Annotated in this window: 18 protein-coding genes; 15 read left to right on the top strand and 3 right to left on the bottom strand. The window is 67.6% G+C overall.

All coding sequences use genetic code 11. The features are described 5' to 3' along the window. Nucleotides 1–15 precede the first annotated feature (15 nt). Both ACO07K_RS18390 and ACO07K_RS18385 read right to left on the bottom strand, forming a co-directional pair. On the bottom strand, nt 16–207 hold the full coding sequence (locus ACO07K_RS18390) for a hypothetical protein (protein ID WP_422030338.1): 192 nt from the start codon (nt 205–207) through the stop codon (nt 16–18). Nucleotides 208–301: 94 nt separating this feature from the next. Beyond that, nucleotides 302–1036 carry a CBS domain-containing protein gene (locus ACO07K_RS18385; protein ID WP_422030336.1) on the bottom strand — a complete coding sequence of 245 codons (735 nt, stop codon included), beginning with the start codon at nt 1034–1036 and terminating at the stop codon, nt 302–304. 137 nt (nt 1037–1173) lie between these two features. On the opposite strand from ACO07K_RS18385, the gene ACO07K_RS18380 reads away from it, so the two are divergent. From ACO07K_RS18380 to ACO07K_RS18315, 14 genes are all read left to right on the top strand, one after another. Continuing rightward, nucleotides 1174–1737 (top strand): DUF308 domain-containing protein, encoded by a 564-nt coding sequence (locus ACO07K_RS18380; protein ID WP_422030334.1) that lies wholly within the window; start codon nt 1174–1176, stop codon nt 1735–1737. Between the two features lie 95 nt (nt 1738–1832). Continuing rightward, a complete protein-coding gene (locus ACO07K_RS18375; protein ID WP_422030332.1) occupies nt 1833–2102 on the top strand; it encodes a CBS domain-containing protein in 270 nt (89 codons plus the stop codon). Then, complete coding sequence (gene ppsA / locus ACO07K_RS18370; protein WP_422030330.1) at nt 2099–4498, top strand: phosphoenolpyruvate synthase; 2400 nt, start codon at nt 2099–2101, stop codon at nt 4496–4498. The genes ACO07K_RS18375 and ppsA overlap by 4 nt, the downstream gene beginning before the upstream one ends. A 61-nt stretch (nt 4499–4559) precedes the next feature. After that, nucleotides 4560–5633, top strand: a complete 1074-nt coding sequence (locus tag ACO07K_RS18365; RefSeq protein WP_422030328.1) for a zinc-binding dehydrogenase — start codon at nt 4560–4562, stop codon at nt 5631–5633. A 15-nt stretch (nt 5634–5648) separates the two neighbouring features. Further along, on the top strand, nt 5649–7034 hold the full coding sequence (locus ACO07K_RS18360; protein WP_422030326.1) for a GH1 family beta-glucosidase: 1386 nt from the start codon (nt 5649–5651) through the stop codon (nt 7032–7034). Then, a complete protein-coding gene (gene glk / locus ACO07K_RS18355) occupies nt 7031–7975 on the top strand; it encodes a glucokinase (protein WP_422030324.1) in 945 nt (314 codons plus the stop codon). Before ACO07K_RS18360 ends, glk begins: the two co-directional genes overlap by 4 nt. Further along, nucleotides 7972–9078 (top strand): SbmA/BacA-like family transporter, encoded by a 1107-nt coding sequence (locus ACO07K_RS18350; protein ID WP_422030322.1) that lies wholly within the window; start codon nt 7972–7974, stop codon nt 9076–9078. The genes glk and ACO07K_RS18350 overlap by 4 nt, the downstream gene beginning before the upstream one ends. Before the next feature lie 3 nt (nt 9079–9081). Further along, nucleotides 9082–11607 carry a cation-translocating P-type ATPase gene (locus ACO07K_RS18345; protein WP_422030320.1) on the top strand — a complete coding sequence of 842 codons (2526 nt, stop codon included), beginning with the start codon at nt 9082–9084 and terminating at the stop codon, nt 11605–11607. An 83-nt stretch (nt 11608–11690) separates the two neighbouring features. Next, nucleotides 11691–11939, top strand: coding sequence for a ChaB family protein (locus tag ACO07K_RS18340; protein WP_422030318.1), 249 nt, complete (start codon nt 11691–11693; stop codon nt 11937–11939). Further along, entirely contained in the window at nt 11936–12763 is an 828-nt protein-coding gene (locus tag ACO07K_RS18335) for a universal stress protein (RefSeq protein ID WP_422030316.1), read from the top strand. The genes ACO07K_RS18340 and ACO07K_RS18335 overlap by 4 nt, the downstream gene beginning before the upstream one ends. Continuing rightward, nucleotides 12742–13500 carry a L,D-transpeptidase family protein gene (locus ACO07K_RS18330; RefSeq protein ID WP_422030314.1) on the top strand — a complete coding sequence of 253 codons (759 nt, stop codon included), beginning with the start codon at nt 12742–12744 and terminating at the stop codon, nt 13498–13500. The genes ACO07K_RS18335 and ACO07K_RS18330 overlap by 22 nt, the downstream gene beginning before the upstream one ends. A gap of 69 nt (nt 13501–13569) precedes the next feature. Further along, nucleotides 13570–14100 carry a hypothetical protein gene (locus tag ACO07K_RS18325; protein WP_422030312.1) on the top strand — a complete coding sequence of 177 codons (531 nt, stop codon included), beginning with the start codon at nt 13570–13572 and terminating at the stop codon, nt 14098–14100. 133 nt (nt 14101–14233) lie between these two features. Then, nucleotides 14234–15217 (top strand): zinc-dependent alcohol dehydrogenase family protein, encoded by a 984-nt coding sequence (locus ACO07K_RS18320; protein WP_422030310.1) that lies wholly within the window; start codon nt 14234–14236, stop codon nt 15215–15217. Between the two features lie 97 nt (nt 15218–15314). Continuing rightward, on the top strand, nt 15315–16010 hold the full coding sequence (locus tag ACO07K_RS18315; protein ID WP_422030308.1) for a CBS domain-containing protein: 696 nt from the start codon (nt 15315–15317) through the stop codon (nt 16008–16010). 19 nt (nt 16011–16029) lie between these two features. Here ACO07K_RS18315 and ACO07K_RS18310 read toward each other — a convergent pair whose 3' ends face one another. Next, nucleotides 16030–16731: a YbaY family lipoprotein gene (locus ACO07K_RS18310; RefSeq protein WP_422030306.1), complete on the bottom strand. Its 702-nt coding sequence runs from the start codon at nt 16729–16731 to the stop codon at nt 16030–16032. Between the two features lie 187 nt (nt 16732–16918). Between ACO07K_RS18310 and ACO07K_RS18305 the strand changes: the two genes are divergently transcribed. Then, nucleotides 16919–17545 (top strand): hypothetical protein, encoded by a 627-nt coding sequence (locus ACO07K_RS18305; RefSeq protein WP_422030304.1) that lies wholly within the window; start codon nt 16919–16921, stop codon nt 17543–17545. The last annotated feature ends 26 nt before the right edge of the window (nt 17546–17571 follow it).

Below are 17571 nucleotides of genomic sequence, written 5' to 3'. Positions count from 1 at the left end.
TTCTCCATGATCTGGCTAGGAGCGGCGCAGCGCCCGGAAAAGGGCAATGCCGACGATGAGGATCAACACCGAGGGTACCAATCCCATCAGGGCGAGTTCGAACGGGTCCCGCGCCGTGCCGCGCAGGAAGGGAAGCCACGCATCGTCCGACTGGCACCACAGCCGGCCATCGGCCTGGCGGATGCACGACTGGTTGAGCAGCAGCATCCAGCCGACCCACGCAATTGCACTGCCAACGACCCAGAGGGTTATCAATGCGCGTCCCGAGCCCATCCTGTCGTCCTTCTTCCGGGTGTGCCGTTCAGGCCGCGAAGTTGATCTCGTCCGAGATCACGCCGGGCGTGTGCTCCACGCGCCTGACGCCTGGGACGTTCTCGGCGGCCACGCGCATGGCATCCCGGATCGCGGCGGACCGCACGTACCCCCAGAGATTCACCACGCCCTTGTCGACGACGACATTCATCGTTGGACCGACGATCGCACCGATGCGGCCGATCTCCTCTTCCACCTTCTCCTTGATTTCCTCGTCGCTGGCCGTCTCGTCGCCGAGCGGCTGACGCGACAGGAGCCCCAGCAGCAGGTTGGAGCGGCTCACGAGGCCGACGAGCTTGCCGTCGCGAAGGATGGGGACGCGCTTGATGTTGTGCTGCTTCATCAGCTTGGCGACCTCTGCAACTTCAGTATGCTCACCGGCCGTCACGACTTCCTTCGTCATGACGTCCGTCACGTGGCGAGAATGCGAGCGAACGTAGTCGCGGGCGATCACCGCATCGTCGGCAAGCAGGCGTTGAAACCAAGAGCGAGATGGCATGGTGCCGGTCTCGGCACGGAACATCAGATCGGCTTCGCTGACGATTCCGATCATCCGGCCTTCCGTGTCGACGACGGGCGCGGCACTGATCCCCGACGTGAGCAGTTTCTCGGCGGCCTCGAAGACGGAGGCGCTGGCCTCGACCGTGATGACGGGTTTGCTCATGATCTGCTGGACATGCATGGCGACCTCGGGGTTCTGCAGGAAGTCCGGAGGAAAGTTCACCCGAAGGAGCGTCCTTCCGCCTTGTCCCAGATCAAGCGGCCGCCGATGACCCGGGCTTGATCTGGATCACGGCGTGGCGAGACTTCCTGCCTCTTAGCTGGCACCATGACCGGAATGGGAATCCGACAGGTGGGTCTGTGAGGGACGGCGAGATCGAAACCGGAGAGCCGGTGCTTGCGGCAGTTGCCGATCACCGCTCGCTGCTCTTGCTGCGCGGCGGGGCGGCGCTGCTCTTTGCCTTCCTCGTATTCTTCTGGCCGAGGCTCACGGTGACGGGGCTGGCGGTCCTTTGGGGTGGCTATTCCCTCGCGGACGGTACGCTGGCCCTGACCGCCGCGAGCTTCGCGCGCCGCGGCGCGCCACGGATCTGGCTGGGAGTGATCGGACTGGCGGGCCTGGCCTGTGCCGCCAGCGCCCTGTTCGCGCTCGACCTGCTTGTCGGGCACCTGGTCGGGATCATCTCTATATGGGCGATCTCGACCGGAATGATGCAGCTCTGGGCCGCGCTCGAATTGCGCAAGACGGTCGACGGTGACTGGGTGCTGGCCGTGGACGGGCTGGGCGCGCTGCTGTTCGGATTGGCACTCGCTCTTTGGCCGGGGCCGGAGGAGCAAGTGCTGGTCTGGGTGACGGGATGGTTTGCTCTCGCCCTGGGGAGTTTGTTCACGAGCATCGGAGTCTGGCTCGGTCGACCGACCTGAGCCGCTTGACGCAGGTCAAGGACGGCTCGCCCTGTTGCTCTAGAGTGCCTCGCATCCTCCGACGGCAGGAGCGGGCAATGCTGGCAAGAGACATCATGACCGAGAAGGTCGTCCGCGCCCGGCCGACGGACTCCCTGTTCGGCGCCGCCGAACTCATGCTGGGCGCCCGCGGCAGCGCGCTCCTCGTCATGGACGACAAGCACGAAATCCTCGGGATCATCAGCGAGGCGGATCTGTTTCGTCGTGCCGAGACCGACACGGCCCCGGCGAAGAGCTGGCTCTTCCGGGCCGTCTTGTCGCGTGAGCCGCAGTGTGGCCCCGGTGCCGATGAGACCGCCCTGGGCCGAGCGGGCGACGGCGCATGACGGACAGGTCACCCCGTGTCCGGTGGTTCCGCGACATTCGCGCGACCGATCTCGCATCGGTCGGCGGCAAGAATTCTTCGCTTGGTGAGATGGTCTCGGCTCTGTCCGGGCAGGGCGTGAAGGTACCGGACGGCTTTGCCCTGACGGTGGACGTCTACCGCGAGGCGCTCTCCGCAAACGGCGCCTGGCCGAAACTGGCGGCTCTGCTCGATGGCGTCGGCGCGAACGATGTTGGTCGGTTGGCGAGGGCGGCCGCCGAGGCAAGGGCGCTTGTCTATGCCGCCACGGGCACGGACCAGATCCGGACGATGCTGGTGGAGCATTACCGAAAGCTCGAGGCGATGTATGGCGCGCGGGTTGCGGTCGCCGTCCGCAGTTCCGCCACGGCCGAGGACCTGCCCACGGCGAGCTTCGCCGGCCAGCACGACAGCTTTCTCAACGTCCAGGGCATCACCCAGCTCGAGGAAGCCTGCCGGAAGTGCTTTGCCTCCGCCTTCACCGACCGGGCGATCGTCTATCGCAATGCCAATGGCTTCGACCATCTGAAGGTCGGCCTCTCTGTCGGCATCATGAAGATGGTGCGCTCGGATCTGGCGGCCAGCGGCGTGACCTTCACACTCGATACCGAAAGCGGCTTTCGCGACGTCGTGCTGGTGACCGGAGTCTGGGGACTGGGCGAGAGCATCGTGCAGGGGAAGGTCGATCCCGACGAGTTTCACGTCCACAAGCCCACGTTTCGCGCCGGCAAGCGCTGCGTCCTGCGGCGATCGCTGGGGCGCAAGCAGCAGGAGCTGATCTACGGGAGAGAGAATGCCGCCGGCACGACCGTCTATGTCGAGACGCCGGCCGACCAGCGCGACCGCTTCTGCATCAGCGATGCCGAAGTGCTCGAGTTGACCGACTGTGCCCTGCGGATCGAGGCGCATTATTCGCAACTGGCCGGCGAGCCGCGGGCGATGGACATCGAATGGGCGAAGGACGGTCCCGATGGCGACCTCTTCATCGTGCAGGCCCGCCCCGAGACGGTGGTGTCGCGGCGCGCCGCCTCCGTCATCGAGACCTACAGGGTGCGCAGCAAGGCCGCGCCGCTGGTCGAGGGGCGCGCGGTGGGCGAACGAGCGGCCAGCGGTGCCGTGTATCCGGTGTCGAGTGCCGCCGACCTGCCGGGCTTTCCGCCGGGCGCCGTGCTGGTCGCGAGCTCGACCAGCCCCGACTGGGAACCGGCGATGAAGCGGGCGTCGGCCATCGTGACGGATCGCGGCGGCAGGACCTGCCATGCGGCCATCGTGGCGCGCGAGCACGGCATTCCTGCCATCGTCGGCGCCGGAGATGCCATGGCGGTCCTCAGGAAAGGCACGCGGGTGACGGTATCGTGCGCCGAGGGCGAGACCGGCCGCGTCTATCCGGGCGACCAGCCGATCGAGATCGTCACGAAGGACATTTCGGACCTGGCGCGGCCGCGCACGCCCATCATGGTGAATCTGGGCAATCCCGACCTCGCCTTCCGGACCGCCATGCGACCGAACGCGGGTGTCGGGCTCGCCCGCATGGAATTCATCGTCAACCAGCATATCGGCGTTCATCCGATGGCGCTGGCCCATCCGGAGAAGGTGACCGACCCCGCCGATCGCGAGCAGATCGCGCGGCTGACACGGCACTTCGACGATCCGAAGGACTTCTTCATCGAGCGCCTGTCGGAAGGGATCGGCACGATCGCCGCGGCCTTCCATCCCAAGCCGGTCATCGTGCGGCTGTCGGACTTCAAGACGAACGAATACGCCAAGCTGCTGGGCGGTCACGGCTTCGAGCCGCGCGAGGAAAACCCGATGCTCGGGTTTCGCGGCGCCAGCCGGTACACGCACCCGGCTTACGCGGACGGCTTTGCGCTCGAATGCGCCGCGCTGCGTCGTGTTCGCGAGGACATGGGCCTGGAGAACGTGCGGATCATGGTGCCGTTCTGCCGCCGTGTGGAGGAGGGCGCGCAGGTCATTGCAGCACTCGCGACGCACGGGCTGACGCGCGGCGAGAACGGGCTCGAAGTCTACGTGATGTGCGAGATTCCCAACAACGTCATCCAGATCGATGCCTTCGCCCGGCTGTTCGACGGGTTCTCGATCGGCTCGAACGATCTCACGCAGCTCGTCCTGGGTGTCGACCGCGATTCCGACATGGTCTCGTTCGAGTTCGATGAGCGCGATCCCGGCGTGCTCGAAATGCTGCGGCTGGCGATCGAAGGCGCCCACCGCAACGGACGTCATGTCGGTATCTGCGGCGAAGCACCGGCCACCTATCCGGAGGTCGCCCGTTTCCTCACCAAGCTCGGCATCGACTCGATCAGCGTCAATCCCGAGAGCGTCGCGCAGACGATGGAGGTCGTGTTTCGCGCGGAGGCTTGAGGCATATCAATTCCCCGGCGTTCCTGCCCGCCTAGCGTGGTGGTCAACAACGGAGGAACCCATGCCAAAGATGATGGCGGCAGTCTTTGCCGAGCCAGGCCGGATCGTCCTCGAGTCGCGACCGGTGCCCGATGTCGGCCCGCTGGATGCGCTGGTGCGGATCAGCACGACGACGATCTGCGGCACCGACGTGCACATTCTGCGCGGAGAGTATCCCGTCGCCAAGGGGTTGATCGTCGGCCACGAGCCGGTCGGCATCATCGAGAAGCTCGGCTCGGAGGTCAAAGGCTACAAGGAAGGCCAGCGCGTGATCGCGGGCGCCATCACGCCGAGCGGTCACAGCTATGCCTGCCTCTGCGGCGCGCATTCCCAGGATGGACCCGGAACGCGGCACGGCTTCAAGCCGGCGGGCGGCTGGCGCTTCGGCAATACGATCGACGGCTGCCAGGCCGAGTTCGTGCTGGTGCCGGATGCGATGACGAACCTCGCCCCGGTGCCGTCGAACCTGACCGACGAGCAGGTGCTGATGTGCCCCGACATCATGTCGACCGGGTTCGCAGGTGCCGAAGGGGGCAGCGTCCGCATCGGCGACATTGTCGCGGTCTTCGCCTTGGGCCCGATCGGTCTCTGCGCCGCGCTCGGTGCGCGGCTGATGGGTGCCACCACGGTGATCGGCGTCGACACGGTCCCGGCTCGGATGGAAGTGGCCCGGAAGCTCGGCGTCGACCATGTCGTCGATTTCAGGAAGACCGATCCGGTGGCCGCGATCCGCGAACTCACGGAGGGGCGCGGTGTCGACGTTGCGATCGAGGCGCTGGGCACGCAGCAGACGTTCGAGAGCGCGCTGCGCGTGCTGCGGCCGGGCGGCACGCTCTCCAGTCTGGGCGTCTATTCGACGGACCTGCGCATCCCGCTCGATGCTTTCACGGCGGGCCTCGGCGACAACAAGATCGTCACGTCGCTCTGCCCGGGCGGCAAGGAGCGCATGCGGCGGCTGATGGACGTCATCGCCGCGGGACGAGCCGATCTGGGCGCCCTGGTGACCCACCGCTTCAAGCTCGCCGACATCGAGCAGGCCTATGACCTCTTCTCGCATCAGCGGGACGGGGTTCTCAAGATCGCCCTCACACCCTGATGGGGAGCCGCCCAAATGGTCAGTCCATCTGCCGGATTCGATGGCCGGGCCGTGCCTGTGTCGCCGGGCCGGCGCCTCTTGCGGCCCGACTTCGTATGGGGTGTCTCCACCTCGTCCTATCAGATTGAGGGCGCGGCCCGGGAGGAAGGGCGCGGTCCCAGCATCTGGGACGGCTTTTCCCACCAGCCCGGGCGGATCGCCCATGGCGATACCGGCGACGTCGCGTGCGATCACTACCATCGATTTGCCGAAGACATCGCCCTCATGCGCGAGATGGGCGTGGGCGCCTATCGCTTCTCGGTCGCCTGGCCGCGCGTACTGCCGGAAGGGCGGGGGACCGCGAACGAGCGCGGGATCGCGTTCTACGACCGGCTGGTCGACGGGTTGCTCGCCGCGGGCATCGAGCCCTGGGTTTGCCTGTACCATTGGGACCTGCCGCAGGCGCTGCAGGATCGCGGCGGCTGGGCCGCACGCGACAGCGCGAACTGGTTCGCCGACTATGCCCGACTGGTGGCGAGCCGGCTGGGCGACCGCGTGAAGCGGTTCGCGACCTTCAACGAGCCAGGCGTGTTCACGCTGTTCGGCTATGCGTTCGGCTGGCATCCGCCGGCGGTCGACGATGCGGCCCAGCATCATGCCGCGATCCATCACGTGAACCTGGCGCATGGCGCGGCGATCGACGTGCTTCGAGCCTACCTTCCCGGCGTATCGCTTGGGACCATCTGCAACATGCAACCGGTGCGGCCGGTCGATCCGACGCCCGCCGACCGTGCGGCGGCCGCCCTGCTGGACGACTACTGGAACCGCGCCTTCGCCGATCCGCAGATTCTCGGCGCCTATCCCACCGTGCTGGCCGAGCGCATCGCGCCTTTCGTACAGGATGGTGACATGGAACGGATCCGGCGCCCCATCGACTGGCTGGGCATCAATCACTATTCGCCGATCTACGCGCGCGCCGACGCGGGGTCGCGGCTGGGCTTTGCCTGGAGCGATGCGCCGGCCGACGTGCCGCGTTCCCCGATCGGGTGGCAGATCGATCCCGAGGCCTTCAGGAACACGCTGCTCGACGCCTGCGACCGCTATCGGCTGCCGATCTACGTGACGGAGAACGGCGCCGGCGCGGAGGAGAGCGGCGATGCCGCGGGGGCCGTGAACGACGTCGAGCGCATCGACTATCTCTCGCGCTACCTCGATGCGCTCGAAGAGGCGGTCCTGCTAGGGGCCGACGTGCGCGGCTATTTCGTCTGGTCGCTGCTCGACAATTTCGAGTGGGGTGCGGGCTACGCCAATCGCTTCGGCCTCGTGCGCGTCGACTACCCCACGCAGCGCCGCGTCCCCAAGGCCTCGGCCCGCTGGTACAAGGCGACCATCGCCGCCCAGGCCCGCGGAAGCGTGCCATGAGCTGCCTCCTCGCCGATGTCGGAGGCACACGCACCCGCTTCGCCCTGCTGACGGACGGCCAGGTGGGACCGATCGAATCGGTGCGTACCGGCGCCTACGCCAGCATGCACGATGCCGTGCATCACTTCCTCAATGGCCAGGCCGGGAGCATGGCCGTGGACCGCGCGGTGATTGCAGCGGCCGGACCCGTCTCGGGCGGCCGCTGCAAGCTCACCAATGCCCGCTGGATCCTCGATGCCGAGAGTCTGCGGCAGGCGCTGCATCTTCGGTCCGTGCGCCTCGTCAACGACCTCGCGGCCCTGGCCTGGGCCGTGCCCCATCTCGGCGCCGACGACCTGGTCGCGGTCGGCGACGGCAGCGCTGTCCAGGGGGAGCCCGTGGCGGTCATCGCGCCGGGCACCGGGCTCGGCCTGTCGTGTTACCTGCCCGGCGCGCCGCCGCGGGTCGTGGCCAGCGAGGCGGGGCACGCGACGCTGGCGGCGACCGATGCGGGCGACGCCGCGATCCTCGCAGGGCTGCGCCAGCGCTTCGGCCATGTCTCTGCCGAGCGTGTGCTGTCGGGCGCCGGGCTGGTGAACCTGCAGGCGGCGCTGGCGATGGAAGAGGGCGGTGAGTCCGGAACGGTCACGCCGGAGGAGATCGTCCGAGCGGCTGTCTATGGTTCGCCCAGGCACAGCGCCGCGCTGGAACTGTTCTGCGATTTCCTGGGGTCCTTCGCGGGCGACATTGCGCTCACCTTCGGCGCCCGCGGCGGGGTGTTGTTCGCGGGCGGGATCGCGCCCCATATCCTCCCGGTTCTGCTGGATTCGTCGTTCCGCGCGCGCTTCACCGCCAAGGGCCGCTTCGCCGACTATGTCGGGCAGATCCCCACCGCCGTCATCGTTCGGCCAGAGCCTGCCTTCCTCGGCCTGGCGGCGCTGGCGGCCCGGGGCGACGGATGAGAACCGAGGACGGCGTCTCTGCCGTCGGCCCGGGTCCGCTCCGGCGCTTCTGGCATAGCGCCCTTGGATTCGGCCGCGGCAAGGGGGCGTGGTTGCCGTGGACCCTCATCGGCCTGCTGATCCTGTGCGTCGTGGCGCAGCTTCTGGTGCAGTACCGGCTGAACGTCTGGAATCGCGACTTCTTCGATGCGCTGGAAAAGCGCAACGGCGCCGGGATCCGCCACCAGACCTATCTTCTACCCGGCCTCGCCGCCTGCAGCATCTTCCTCGCCGCCTTCGCCGTCTGGGCGCGTATGACCTTCCAGCGCAGGTGGCGCGGCTGGCTCACCGCACACCTGGTCGGGCTGTGGCTGGAGGACGGCAACTACCGGCGCCTCGAGACCGGGAGCGGCGAACCCCAGCTCGCTGAATACCGGATCGCCGAAGATGCGCGCATCGCCACCGATGCCCCGATAGATCTCGTGACCGGCCTGCTTTCCTCGCTGCTCACGGCTGCGACCTTCGTTGTTGTGCTGTGGACGGTCGGCGGCGCTATCGCAATCGGACCCGCGCGCCTCGACTTGGAGTTGCCGGGTTACCTCGTGTTCGCCAGCATCGCCTACGCCATGCTGACGACCGGGGCCATGCTGCTGGTCGGGCGTCGCATGGCGCATGTCATCGAGCGGAAGAACCAGGCCGAGTCGGAGCTCAAGTTCGCAGTTGCCCGGCTGCGTACGGCGCCGGTCGGTCCGGTGGGCGCGGGAGTGCCGGCGGGGGCGGTGAGCTTCGCGCTGGACGAGGTGCTGCGGACCTGGCGGCTGTTGTGCGGCCAGCACGTGAGGACCACACTCGTATCCTCCGGCAACACGCTGCTGGCGCCCATCATCGGTCTGATCCTGTCCGTGCCCAAATATATCGACGGCTCCCTGTCGCTCGGCGAGGTGACCCAGGCCGCCGCGGCCTTTGCGGCAGTCCAGATCGCCTTCAACTGGCTGGTCGACAATTACCCGCGTCTTGCGGAGTGGGCCTCGTCCGCGAGCCGTGTGGGCGTCCTGCTGCTGGCGATCGACCAGCTGGGCAAGCCCCGCCAGCCCGCGGTGGCAGAGAACGCGTCCGGGAACTGATTCGTGCCGCACTCCGGATCCGAGACGACGGGAGCGTCGTGGCGGTCGGGCCTCTCGCAGGCGGACGCGCAAGCGCGTCTGCAGGCCGAGGGCTTCAACGAGCTTCCTGCGGGCGATGGCCGGGGCATCCTGCGCATCGTGGCCGACGTGCTGCGGGAGCCGATGTTCTCGCTGCTGCTGGCCGCGGGCGCGATCTACCTGGTGCTCGGCGACCTCGGCGAGGCGATCGTCCTCCTCGCATTCGCGACGCTGTCTGTCCTGATCACGGTCGTACAGGAGACCCGCAGCGAGCGGGTGCTTGCGGCCTTGCGCGATCAGGCGAGCCCCCGCGCGCTGGTGATCCGCGACGGGGAACGGCGGCGCATCCCGGGCCGTGAGGTCGTGCGGGGCGACACGATCGTCGTGCTCGAAGGCGACCGCGTTCCCGCCGACGCGGTCCTCGTGTCGGCCAGCAGCCTCGTCGTCGACGAATCACTGCTCACCGGTGAATCGGTTCCCGTCAGCAAGCGCGCCGGCGAAAGCGATGACGCCATGGCGCGCCCCGGCGGCGAGAACACGCCGTACCTCTATTCGGGAACGCTGGCGGTCCATGGCGAGGGCATAGCCGTGGTGCGCGCGACCGGACCCGGCAGTGAGCTTGGGCGCATCGGCCAGTCGCTGAAGGCGATCTCCCCGGAGCCGCCGCGGCTGCAGGCGGAAACCCGCCGGCTCGTGCGGATCTTCGCGGCGGTCGGAGCCGTCGCCACCGTGGCCGTCGTCCTCCTGATCGGTCTGACCCAGGATGACTGGTTGAAAGCCATACTGGGCGGCATCGCGCTCGGCATGTCGCTCCTGCCGGAGGAATTTCCGCTGGTGCTCACGGCCTTCATGGTCATGGGCGCCTGGCGCCTGTCGCGCGTGCGGGTGCTGACGCGCCGCGCCTCGGCCATCGAGATGCTGGGGGCCGCGACGGTCCTGTGCTCGGACAAGACGGGCACGATGACCCAGAACCGCATGACGCTGGCAGAAGTGCGTACGCCCGCGACGATATGGCGGACCGGACAGGGTAAGCCCGATCCCGAGGCGACGAGTCTGATCGAGAGCGCCCGCCGTGCCAGTTCGCCCGAGCCCTCCGACCCGATGGAGAAGGCCATCGCCGCCCAGGCCGGCCCGACGATGGCGGGTGACCTTCTGCGTCGCTACGGTCTCCAGCCGACATTGCTGGCCATGAGCCATGTCTGGCAGGACGCGGCGGGTAGCCGGTGCGTGGCGACGAAGGGCGCACCCGAGGCGGTCGGCGCGCTCTGCCGACTCGATCCGGCCGGTCAGGCCTGGCTGCACCGGGCGGTCGAGGAAATGGCTGGCGAAGGCATGCGGGTGCTGGGTGTCGCACGGGGACGACTGTCGAACGGTCCTTTGCCGGACGAACAGATGGGCTTCGATCTCGAGTTCCTCGGCCTGCTGGGATTCGCCGATCCGTTGCGCGAGAACGTGCCGGCGGCGATCGACGAGTGCAACTCGGCCGGGATCAGGGTCGTCATGATCACCGGAGATTATCCGGCCACCGCGCAGGTGATCGCCGCGCGCGCCGGGCTCGATGTCGGTCAGACGCTCGACGGACCTTCGCTCGAGAGGCTGGACGATGTGTCCATGCAGGAGTCCATCCGCACGACCAACGTGTTCGCCCGCATCATGCCGGAGCAGAAGCTGCGGCTCGTGCAGGCCCTGAAGGCCGATGGCGAGGTCGTGGCGATGACGGGCGACGGAGTCAACGATGCACCGGCGCTTCGGGCCGCGCATATCGGCATCGCGATGGGCGGCCGCGGCACCGACGTCGCGCGGGAAGCGTCCGCCATCGTTCTCCTGGACGACGATTTCGGTTCGATCGTGCGCACCATCCGCCTGGGACGGCGCATCTACGACAATCTCCGCAAGGCGAGCGCGTACATCGTGGCGGTGCACATACCGATCGCGGGCCTCGCATTGCTGCCGTTGCTTTTCGGACTGCCGTTCATGCTCAGTCCCGTACACATCGCATTCCTGGAAATGGTCATCGATCCGGTCTGCTCGATCGCCTTCGAGGCCGAGACGGAGGAGAGAGATCTGATGCAGCGGCCGCCGCGGGCCGCGGACAGCCGCCTGCTGTCGGGACCGACGATGGTCTTCAGCCTCCTGCAGGGAGTGCTGGCGCTGGTGGCCCTGGCCATCGTCCTTTTCGTGGGGATCGGACGGGACATGCCGACCGACGAGCTTCGCGCCCTCATGTTCACCTCGCTCGTGCTGATCAATGTCGGGCTGATCGTCGTGAACCGTTCCTTCTCATCGTCGCTGTCGGTCACCTTGCGGCGCCCGAACGCTTTCCTGTGGTTTCTCCTGTCCGTGGTCGCGGCGGTATTGACGCTTGCGCTCACCTGGCCGCCGGCGATGGACCTCTTCCAGTTCGGCCCGCTGCATGCCGACGATCTCGGCGTGTCGCTGATCGTGACCGTCGGCCTCATCGTCTGTCTGGAAGCCGTGAAGCCGTGGTGGCGGCACAGTCTGCACCGCTGACGCTCGACGTTGAGATAGGTCAAGGCGATCCCGTGCCGGTGCCGGCATGGTCGCGTCGCTGCCTTCAAACGGTCGAGACCGTCATGCTCTACCTCACCAACGCCAACCTGCCGATCGCGGTCAGGCAACAGCTCCCCCTGCGGGCCCAGGACCTCTATCGCGAAGCCTTCAACGAAACCTGGGCCCTGCACGCGGGCGATGCCGGTCGCGAGGAACATGCCAGCCGTGTTGCCTGGGCGGCCGTGAGGCAGCGCTATCACGCCCTGCCGGGCGGCCAGTGGCAGGCGAACGTGCCCCCCGATCTGCCGGGGCGGGAGGAGGGCAGGCGATGACGTACCGGGTCGTGATGGCGGCGCTGTCACCGGGTCGGGATTGCCAGGGCGTGGCGGGCGCGGCGATTGCGCTCGCCCGGCAGTCGGAGGCCATGCTGGTGGCGCGTGCCTACTGCCGTCCGATCCACAGCATCTGCGGCGACTACTCGGTCCCCGCAGCGCTGTTCCAGGAGGACCGCCGTCAGATCGAGCGTCACCTCAAGGCGTCGGAAGCGGACTTCCGGGCGATCGCCGCCAAGCACGACCACGCCGCAGACTGGCAGGGCGAGAGCAGCATTGAGCCGCTTTCCGAGCGCTTGTCGCGCGAGTCCGCTGCAGCCGACATCGTCGTCGCCGGCGTCCCGAAAGCCGGAGAGCTGCCGGATGCGACGCGGCAGCCCGACCTGTGCGATCTGGTGATGCAGGCGGGGCGTCCGGTGATGCTGGTGCCGGAGTCCTCCCGGACCGCGAAATTCGACCGGATCCTCGTCGCGTGGAAGGATACGCGCGAGGCGCGGCGGGCGGTGTGCGATGCGCTGCCGTTGCTCGCCCAGGCCAGAAACGTCGTCGTCGTCGAAATTCACGGGGCTGACGAACATGCCGCTGCCTGGCGGAGCGTGGCGCGGGTGTCCGGCTGGCTCGCCCGCCACGGCATCGCTGCGGAAGAGAAGGTGGTTCCGGCCGAACTGGCCAACGCCGCTCAGCTGTCGGGTCTCGCGCGAACCTATGAGGCCGACGTGATCGTGGCAGGCGCCTATGGGCACAATCGTCAGGGCCGCTGGACGCTCGGCGGAATCACCAGCGAACTCCTCTCGGGCGGCCGATGCGTGCTTCTCTCGCACTAACGAGATTCGTCGCCGTTCTCGCTTTGTCGCTGATCGCAGGCTGCGCCGGCGATCCGGCACCGTCTCCCGTCACGCCGCCCCCGCCCATGCCGCCGGTCTCCGAATTGTCGGCGGCGCTGCAGGGGATCGGGATCGCCGTGCCGCCGCGCGGCAAGCTGGTGGTCGTCAACATCCCGTCGTTCGAACTCGTCGCGCTCGAAGACGGAAAGCCGGTCCTGCGCAGCCGAGTCGTGGTCGGCCGACCGTCGACTCCCACGCCCGAACTCTCGACGGCGATCTGGGCGGTGACCTTCAACCCCTCCTGGACACCGACGCCCGCCATGGTGCGCTGGGAAGGCGCGCGGCACATGCCGCCCGGACCCCAGAATCCGCTCGGTCGGATCCTGTTCGAACTCGACAACGACCAGCTGATCTTCCTGCACGACACCAACGACCGGAGATACTTCGAGCGCGCGGTGCGAGCGTTCAGCCACGGATGCGTGCGCGTGGAAAAGGCCCGCGCCATGGCCGCCTGGGCGCTCGGCGTCACGGAGGCCGAGATCGACCGGTCGATCGCACGCGGCGGGACCCATCGCGAGCCGCTCGCGGAGATCATTCCGGTGATGCTGGTCTACCGCACGCGCTTTCCCAATGATGACGGGGGCCTCGTGGATTATCCCGATGTCTACAGGCAGCAATCCGCCGCGGCTGGCGCGGCCATCGAGCGTACCTCTGGCGAATGCCTGGGCCCGCTCTAGCCTGACGCTTGCGCAAGCAGGGTGCGCGGTGTTGGTCGAACGCTGCCGGCCGCAGCGCTGGAGGAAGCCATGCCCGATTCAGGGATCATCGACATCCGGATCAGCGATATCCGGCAGCTCTTCAATTCCCTCGACCCGTCTCCCTTTCACGAAAGGGATCTCGACCGCGAAGCCGAAGAGTTCATCGTGGGCTGGGCGGACGAGTATCCGCTCGCGAGCCCCCTCGAACTCGTGATTCGTGTGCCGCGCGAGCAGCTCGACCATGCGCGCGAATCGAACATTCCGGAGGCGATCCACAACTATTTCTCCTACCGCGCGGTGGCGAGCACGAGGCGTATTCGGTTCCAGCTGCGAGAGGGTCGCTTCGCCCTCGCGATGGGTCTGGCCTTTCTCGCGGCGTGCATCCTGCTTCGCCAGCTCGCTGGTTCGATCACGTCCGCTCCCCTCCAGCAGGTCTTCCAGGAGGGGCTGCTGATCCTGGGGTGGGTAGCGATGTGGCGGCCGCTGCAGCTTTTCCTCTACGACTGGTGGCCGGTGCGCCACCATGGAAGGCTCTACCAGAAGCTCGCCACGATGAAGGTGAACGTGCTCGCGGCCTAGACGACGGTACCGGCTCGCGTTTGATCTCCGTCAAGTCGCGATAGTCACAAGTCCCCTATCAAGGCCTGCACCCCAAGCGATCCGAGCCAGCTCAAGAAGGCGACACTCGATCCGAAGGAGAAGGGATCCTTCCTTGAAGGCCATGGTTCTCTCTTCCCCCGGCGGGTCGCTCCACCTCGAGCAGCGGCCCGACCCCAGGCCAGGTCCCGGTGACATGCTGATCAGGGTCGAGGCCTGCGGTGTATGCCGCACCGACGTCCACATCCTCGACGGCGATCTGCCCGGAATCCGGCATCCGATCGTGCCCGGGCATGAGATCGTCGGCATCGTCGAGGCCGTCGGCACGGGCGTGCCGGCCGGGCGCCTGGGTACACGCGTTGGCGTGCCTTGGCTCGGCGGAACATGCGGTCATTGCCCCTACTGTGCGTCGGACAAGGAGAATCTGTGCGATCGTCCGGTCTTCACCGGCCTGACGCGAGATGGCGGCTTTGCGACCCACGTCGTGGCCAGTGCCGACTTCTCGTTCCCGCTGAAGGGCTTCGATGACCCCGTGGCCGCGGCACCGTTGCTGTGCGCCGGGTTGATCGGCTGGCGGTCGCTCAAGCTCTGCGGCGACGCGCATCGGATCGGCCTGTACGGCTTTGGGGCGGCCGCCCACATCCTCGCCCAGGTGTGCAGATGGCAGGGGCGGGAAGTCTATGCCTTCACCAGCCCCGGAGATCTTGCGGCGCAGGCTCACGCCCGTTCACTCGGGGCAATCTGGACCGGTGGCTCCGATGAGCTTCCGCCACGTTCCCTCGACGCGGCCATCCTGTTTGCGCCGGTCGGAGATCTCGTGCCGGCCGCGCTGAAGGTCGTTCGCAAGGGCGGGCGCGTGGTCTGCGGCGGCATCCACATGAGCGACATACCGTCCTTTCCCTACAAGCTCCTTTGGGAGGAGCGACAGATTCTCTCGGTCGCCAACCTCACGCGCGAAGACGCCCGGGAGTTTCTGGCGCTGGCGCCGATGGTGCCGGTGAAGACGACGACGACGGTCTATCCGCTGGCGGCTGCCAACGAAGCCATCGCCGATCTGCGTGCGGGAGCCTTCCAGGGCGCGGCTGTCCTGGTGCCCTGACCGGACAGTGCCGGCGCAGAGACTTTGACATGGCGCAATGCGGTCGGTGGCGCCCTGGACGACCGTGCATCACCAGATTGAGCGAAGGGAACGGGAAATGCGCGCCAAGGACATCATGACCGAGAGCATCGTCTGCGTGAACGTGAAGGAGACGGTGTTCGATGCCGCCGAACTGCTGCTGGGCGCCGGTGTGAGCGCCGCGCCGGTTGTCAACGACAAGGGCAATGTCGTCGGGATCGTGAGCGAGGCCGATCTCATCCATCGCGCCGAGATCGAAACCGCGCCGCGCAAGTCCTGGCTGCTGCGCCTGCTGGACACCGAGGCGACGGCCGCCCGCGACTACGTCACCTCTCATGCCCGCAAGGTCGCGGACGTCATGACCCGCGAGGTCGTCACGGCCAGCGATGAAGCCACCCTCGGCGAGCTGGTCGAGCTGATCGAGAAGCATCGCGTCAAACGCATCCCGATCGTGCGGGACGAGAAGATCGTCGGCATCGTCAGCCGGGCCAACCTGCTCGGGGCTCTGCTGTCGCGCGAGCCGGATGGCGCCGTCGGACTGCCCGACGACAAGAAGCTTCGCCACGCCGTGGTGGAAGCTTTCGACAAGCAGGCCTGGAAGTCGCGGTGGCCCGTGAATGTCGTCGTCAGCGACGGCGTGGTCCATCTCTGGGGCTTCGTCGGGGGCGAGGAAGTCCGGAAGGCCTACCGCGTGGCCGCCGAGAACGTGCCCGGTGTGAAAAAGGTCAAGAGCCACCTGCGTTCGATACCCGCCACCGTCGGCATGGGCGTCTAGGCCAGGGCGCGGGAATCCTTCAGTTCGGCTTATCAAGTGTGAGGACGACCGGGCCGAGCATTTCCCGGTCGGTCAGGAGGCGAGGACCCGGCAGTCGGTACTGGACCTGACGGGCAGCCACCCGCCGTGCCGTGAGGGCCAGCTTTCGGCCCTCGGCCGAGAAGCTTGCCGGCAGGCGAAGGGCAAAGGGAATCGGTACCTGCCAACCGCTGCGCACCACCTGCTCGGCGAGCAGCTCGCCCTCCGCCGAACGGGCGAGGTCGAACAGCTGGATCTGGAGCTCGACGCCGCGCGGCAGGGCGGTCTTCTCGGCCAGTGTGGCCGTGCCGGAGATGACCGTCGCCGGTGGCAGGGTATCGCCCAGCTTCGGCATCAGAAGGCTGGCGTGAAACATCAGGGCCTGTCCGTTGGCATCCAGCACGCAGGTGAAGCGGAACGGAACCGAGGTGCCGTTTCGGCGGTGCCGCGATCCCGTTCCCGTGACGGTTGTCATGATCGGCTGGATTCCGACCGCTTCCTCCGTACGTTCGATGGAGAGCCAGGGAGCGCCGTCGAGCGTAAGCAGCCCGAAGGCTGCATCCGACTGTCGCGTCTCGAGGCCGGCCTTGCCGGCGCAGCGCGAGAGCATCGGGGTGGAGACGCCGCCATCCGGGCCCGCCAGTACGGGGGCGGCGATGCAGGCAGCCAGCAGGGCCGGCACAAGTCGATGGATCGTGGTCATGGGGGCGCCCCTTCGCAGGCGAATGCCGACGTTCGACGGCTCAGCCTGCCCGGATTTGCCGCCGCCTCATTGACCTGCATCAACGGGGGCTGGCCCGGCGCCGGCCCGCCACCGGTTTGATCTGGATCAGCCCCGGTCGCTTCGTTCCCGGCTACCGTGAGGTCGAACGCGGGAAGGACCTTCCATCATGCAGGCTCTGTGGCGGATTGTGCGAACGGCTCTGGTGGCCGGCATTGCCATCGGACTGTGCTTCGCCCCTGTCCTCGCAGGCGACCTCGACGCCCATGCCGGTTGGACGCTGGAGCAGGGTGTCGACCTGCCCAGCTACGCGCTGATCGAGCCACGCAGCCGCAATTTGAACCTGGATGTCGTGGTGCTTGCCTGCGAACCGGCGAACGACCGTCGCATCCTGCAGCTCCAGCTCTATCTGACGAACGATGGGCCCCTGATGCCCGACGGCGTGGCGGCGGGCCGGGCCAAGCATGACCCGCGCGCCGAGATCCTCATCGACGATCATGTGTTTCCCGTCGGCCTTCTGTTCGCCGAAGACCATGTCGTGCTGAGCGACGAGACCCGGGAGATGTTTCCGCGCCTTTCGGACCGCCTGCTCGATGCGATCGAGCAGGGCGAGACGATGCGGCTGCGCTTCGACCTCGTCGCCGAACCGACGGGCCAGCCCGCTGCCTTCGATGGGGAGGCGGTGGTGGACCTGCAGGCCGGCCCTGCGGAAATGCGCGGCAAGGCCGTCGCCGCGGTACGCGGCTGCGCCACGGGCGGGGCACCGCAGAGCGTGGCACTGGCCACGCCGCGCTGATGAGGCGACATCCGTCGCGGACGATC

Origin of the sequence: Reyranella sp., assembly GCF_965228225.1 — a bacterium.
In the GTDB taxonomy this organism is placed as follows: domain Bacteria; phylum Pseudomonadota; class Alphaproteobacteria; order Reyranellales; family Reyranellaceae; genus Reyranella.
The sequence above is the reverse complement of the archived record's forward strand: the minus strand, read 5'-3'. Positions and strand labels throughout refer to the sequence as shown.

Excerpts from the sequence above, each read along its gene's own strand:
- ACO07K_RS18360 (WP_422030326.1), top strand. The coding sequence starts at position 5,649 with ATGGTCAGTCCATCTGCCGGATTCGATGGCCGGGCCGTGCCTGTGTCG.
- ACO07K_RS18390 (WP_422030338.1), bottom strand. The coding sequence starts at position 207 with ATGCTGCTGCTCAACCAGTCGTGCATCCGCCAGGCCGATGGCCGGCTG.
- ACO07K_RS18350 (WP_422030322.1), top strand. The coding sequence starts at position 7,972 with ATGAGAACCGAGGACGGCGTCTCTGCCGTCGGCCCGGGTCCGCTCCGG.
- ACO07K_RS18335 (WP_422030316.1), top strand. The coding sequence starts at position 11,936 with ATGACGTACCGGGTCGTGATGGCGGCGCTGTCACCGGGTCGGGATTGC.
- glk (WP_422030324.1), top strand. The coding sequence starts at position 7,031 with ATGAGCTGCCTCCTCGCCGATGTCGGAGGCACACGCACCCGCTTCGCC.
- ACO07K_RS18365 (WP_422030328.1), top strand. The coding sequence starts at position 4,560 with ATGCCAAAGATGATGGCGGCAGTCTTTGCCGAGCCAGGCCGGATCGTC.
- ppsA (WP_422030330.1), top strand. The coding sequence starts at position 2,099 with ATGACGGACAGGTCACCCCGTGTCCGGTGGTTCCGCGACATTCGCGCG.
- ACO07K_RS18310 (WP_422030306.1), bottom strand. The coding sequence starts at position 16,731 with ATGACCACGATCCATCGACTTGTGCCGGCCCTGCTGGCTGCCTGCATC.
- ACO07K_RS18330 (WP_422030314.1), top strand. The coding sequence starts at position 12,742 with ATGCGTGCTTCTCTCGCACTAACGAGATTCGTCGCCGTTCTCGCTTTG.
- ACO07K_RS18340 (WP_422030318.1), top strand. The coding sequence starts at position 11,691 with ATGCTCTACCTCACCAACGCCAACCTGCCGATCGCGGTCAGGCAACAG.
- ACO07K_RS18325 (WP_422030312.1), top strand. The coding sequence starts at position 13,570 with ATGCCCGATTCAGGGATCATCGACATCCGGATCAGCGATATCCGGCAG.
- ACO07K_RS18305 (WP_422030304.1), top strand. The coding sequence starts at position 16,919 with ATGCAGGCTCTGTGGCGGATTGTGCGAACGGCTCTGGTGGCCGGCATT.
- ACO07K_RS18375 (WP_422030332.1), top strand. The coding sequence starts at position 1,833 with ATGACCGAGAAGGTCGTCCGCGCCCGGCCGACGGACTCCCTGTTCGGC.
- ACO07K_RS18315 (WP_422030308.1), top strand. The coding sequence starts at position 15,315 with ATGCGCGCCAAGGACATCATGACCGAGAGCATCGTCTGCGTGAACGTG.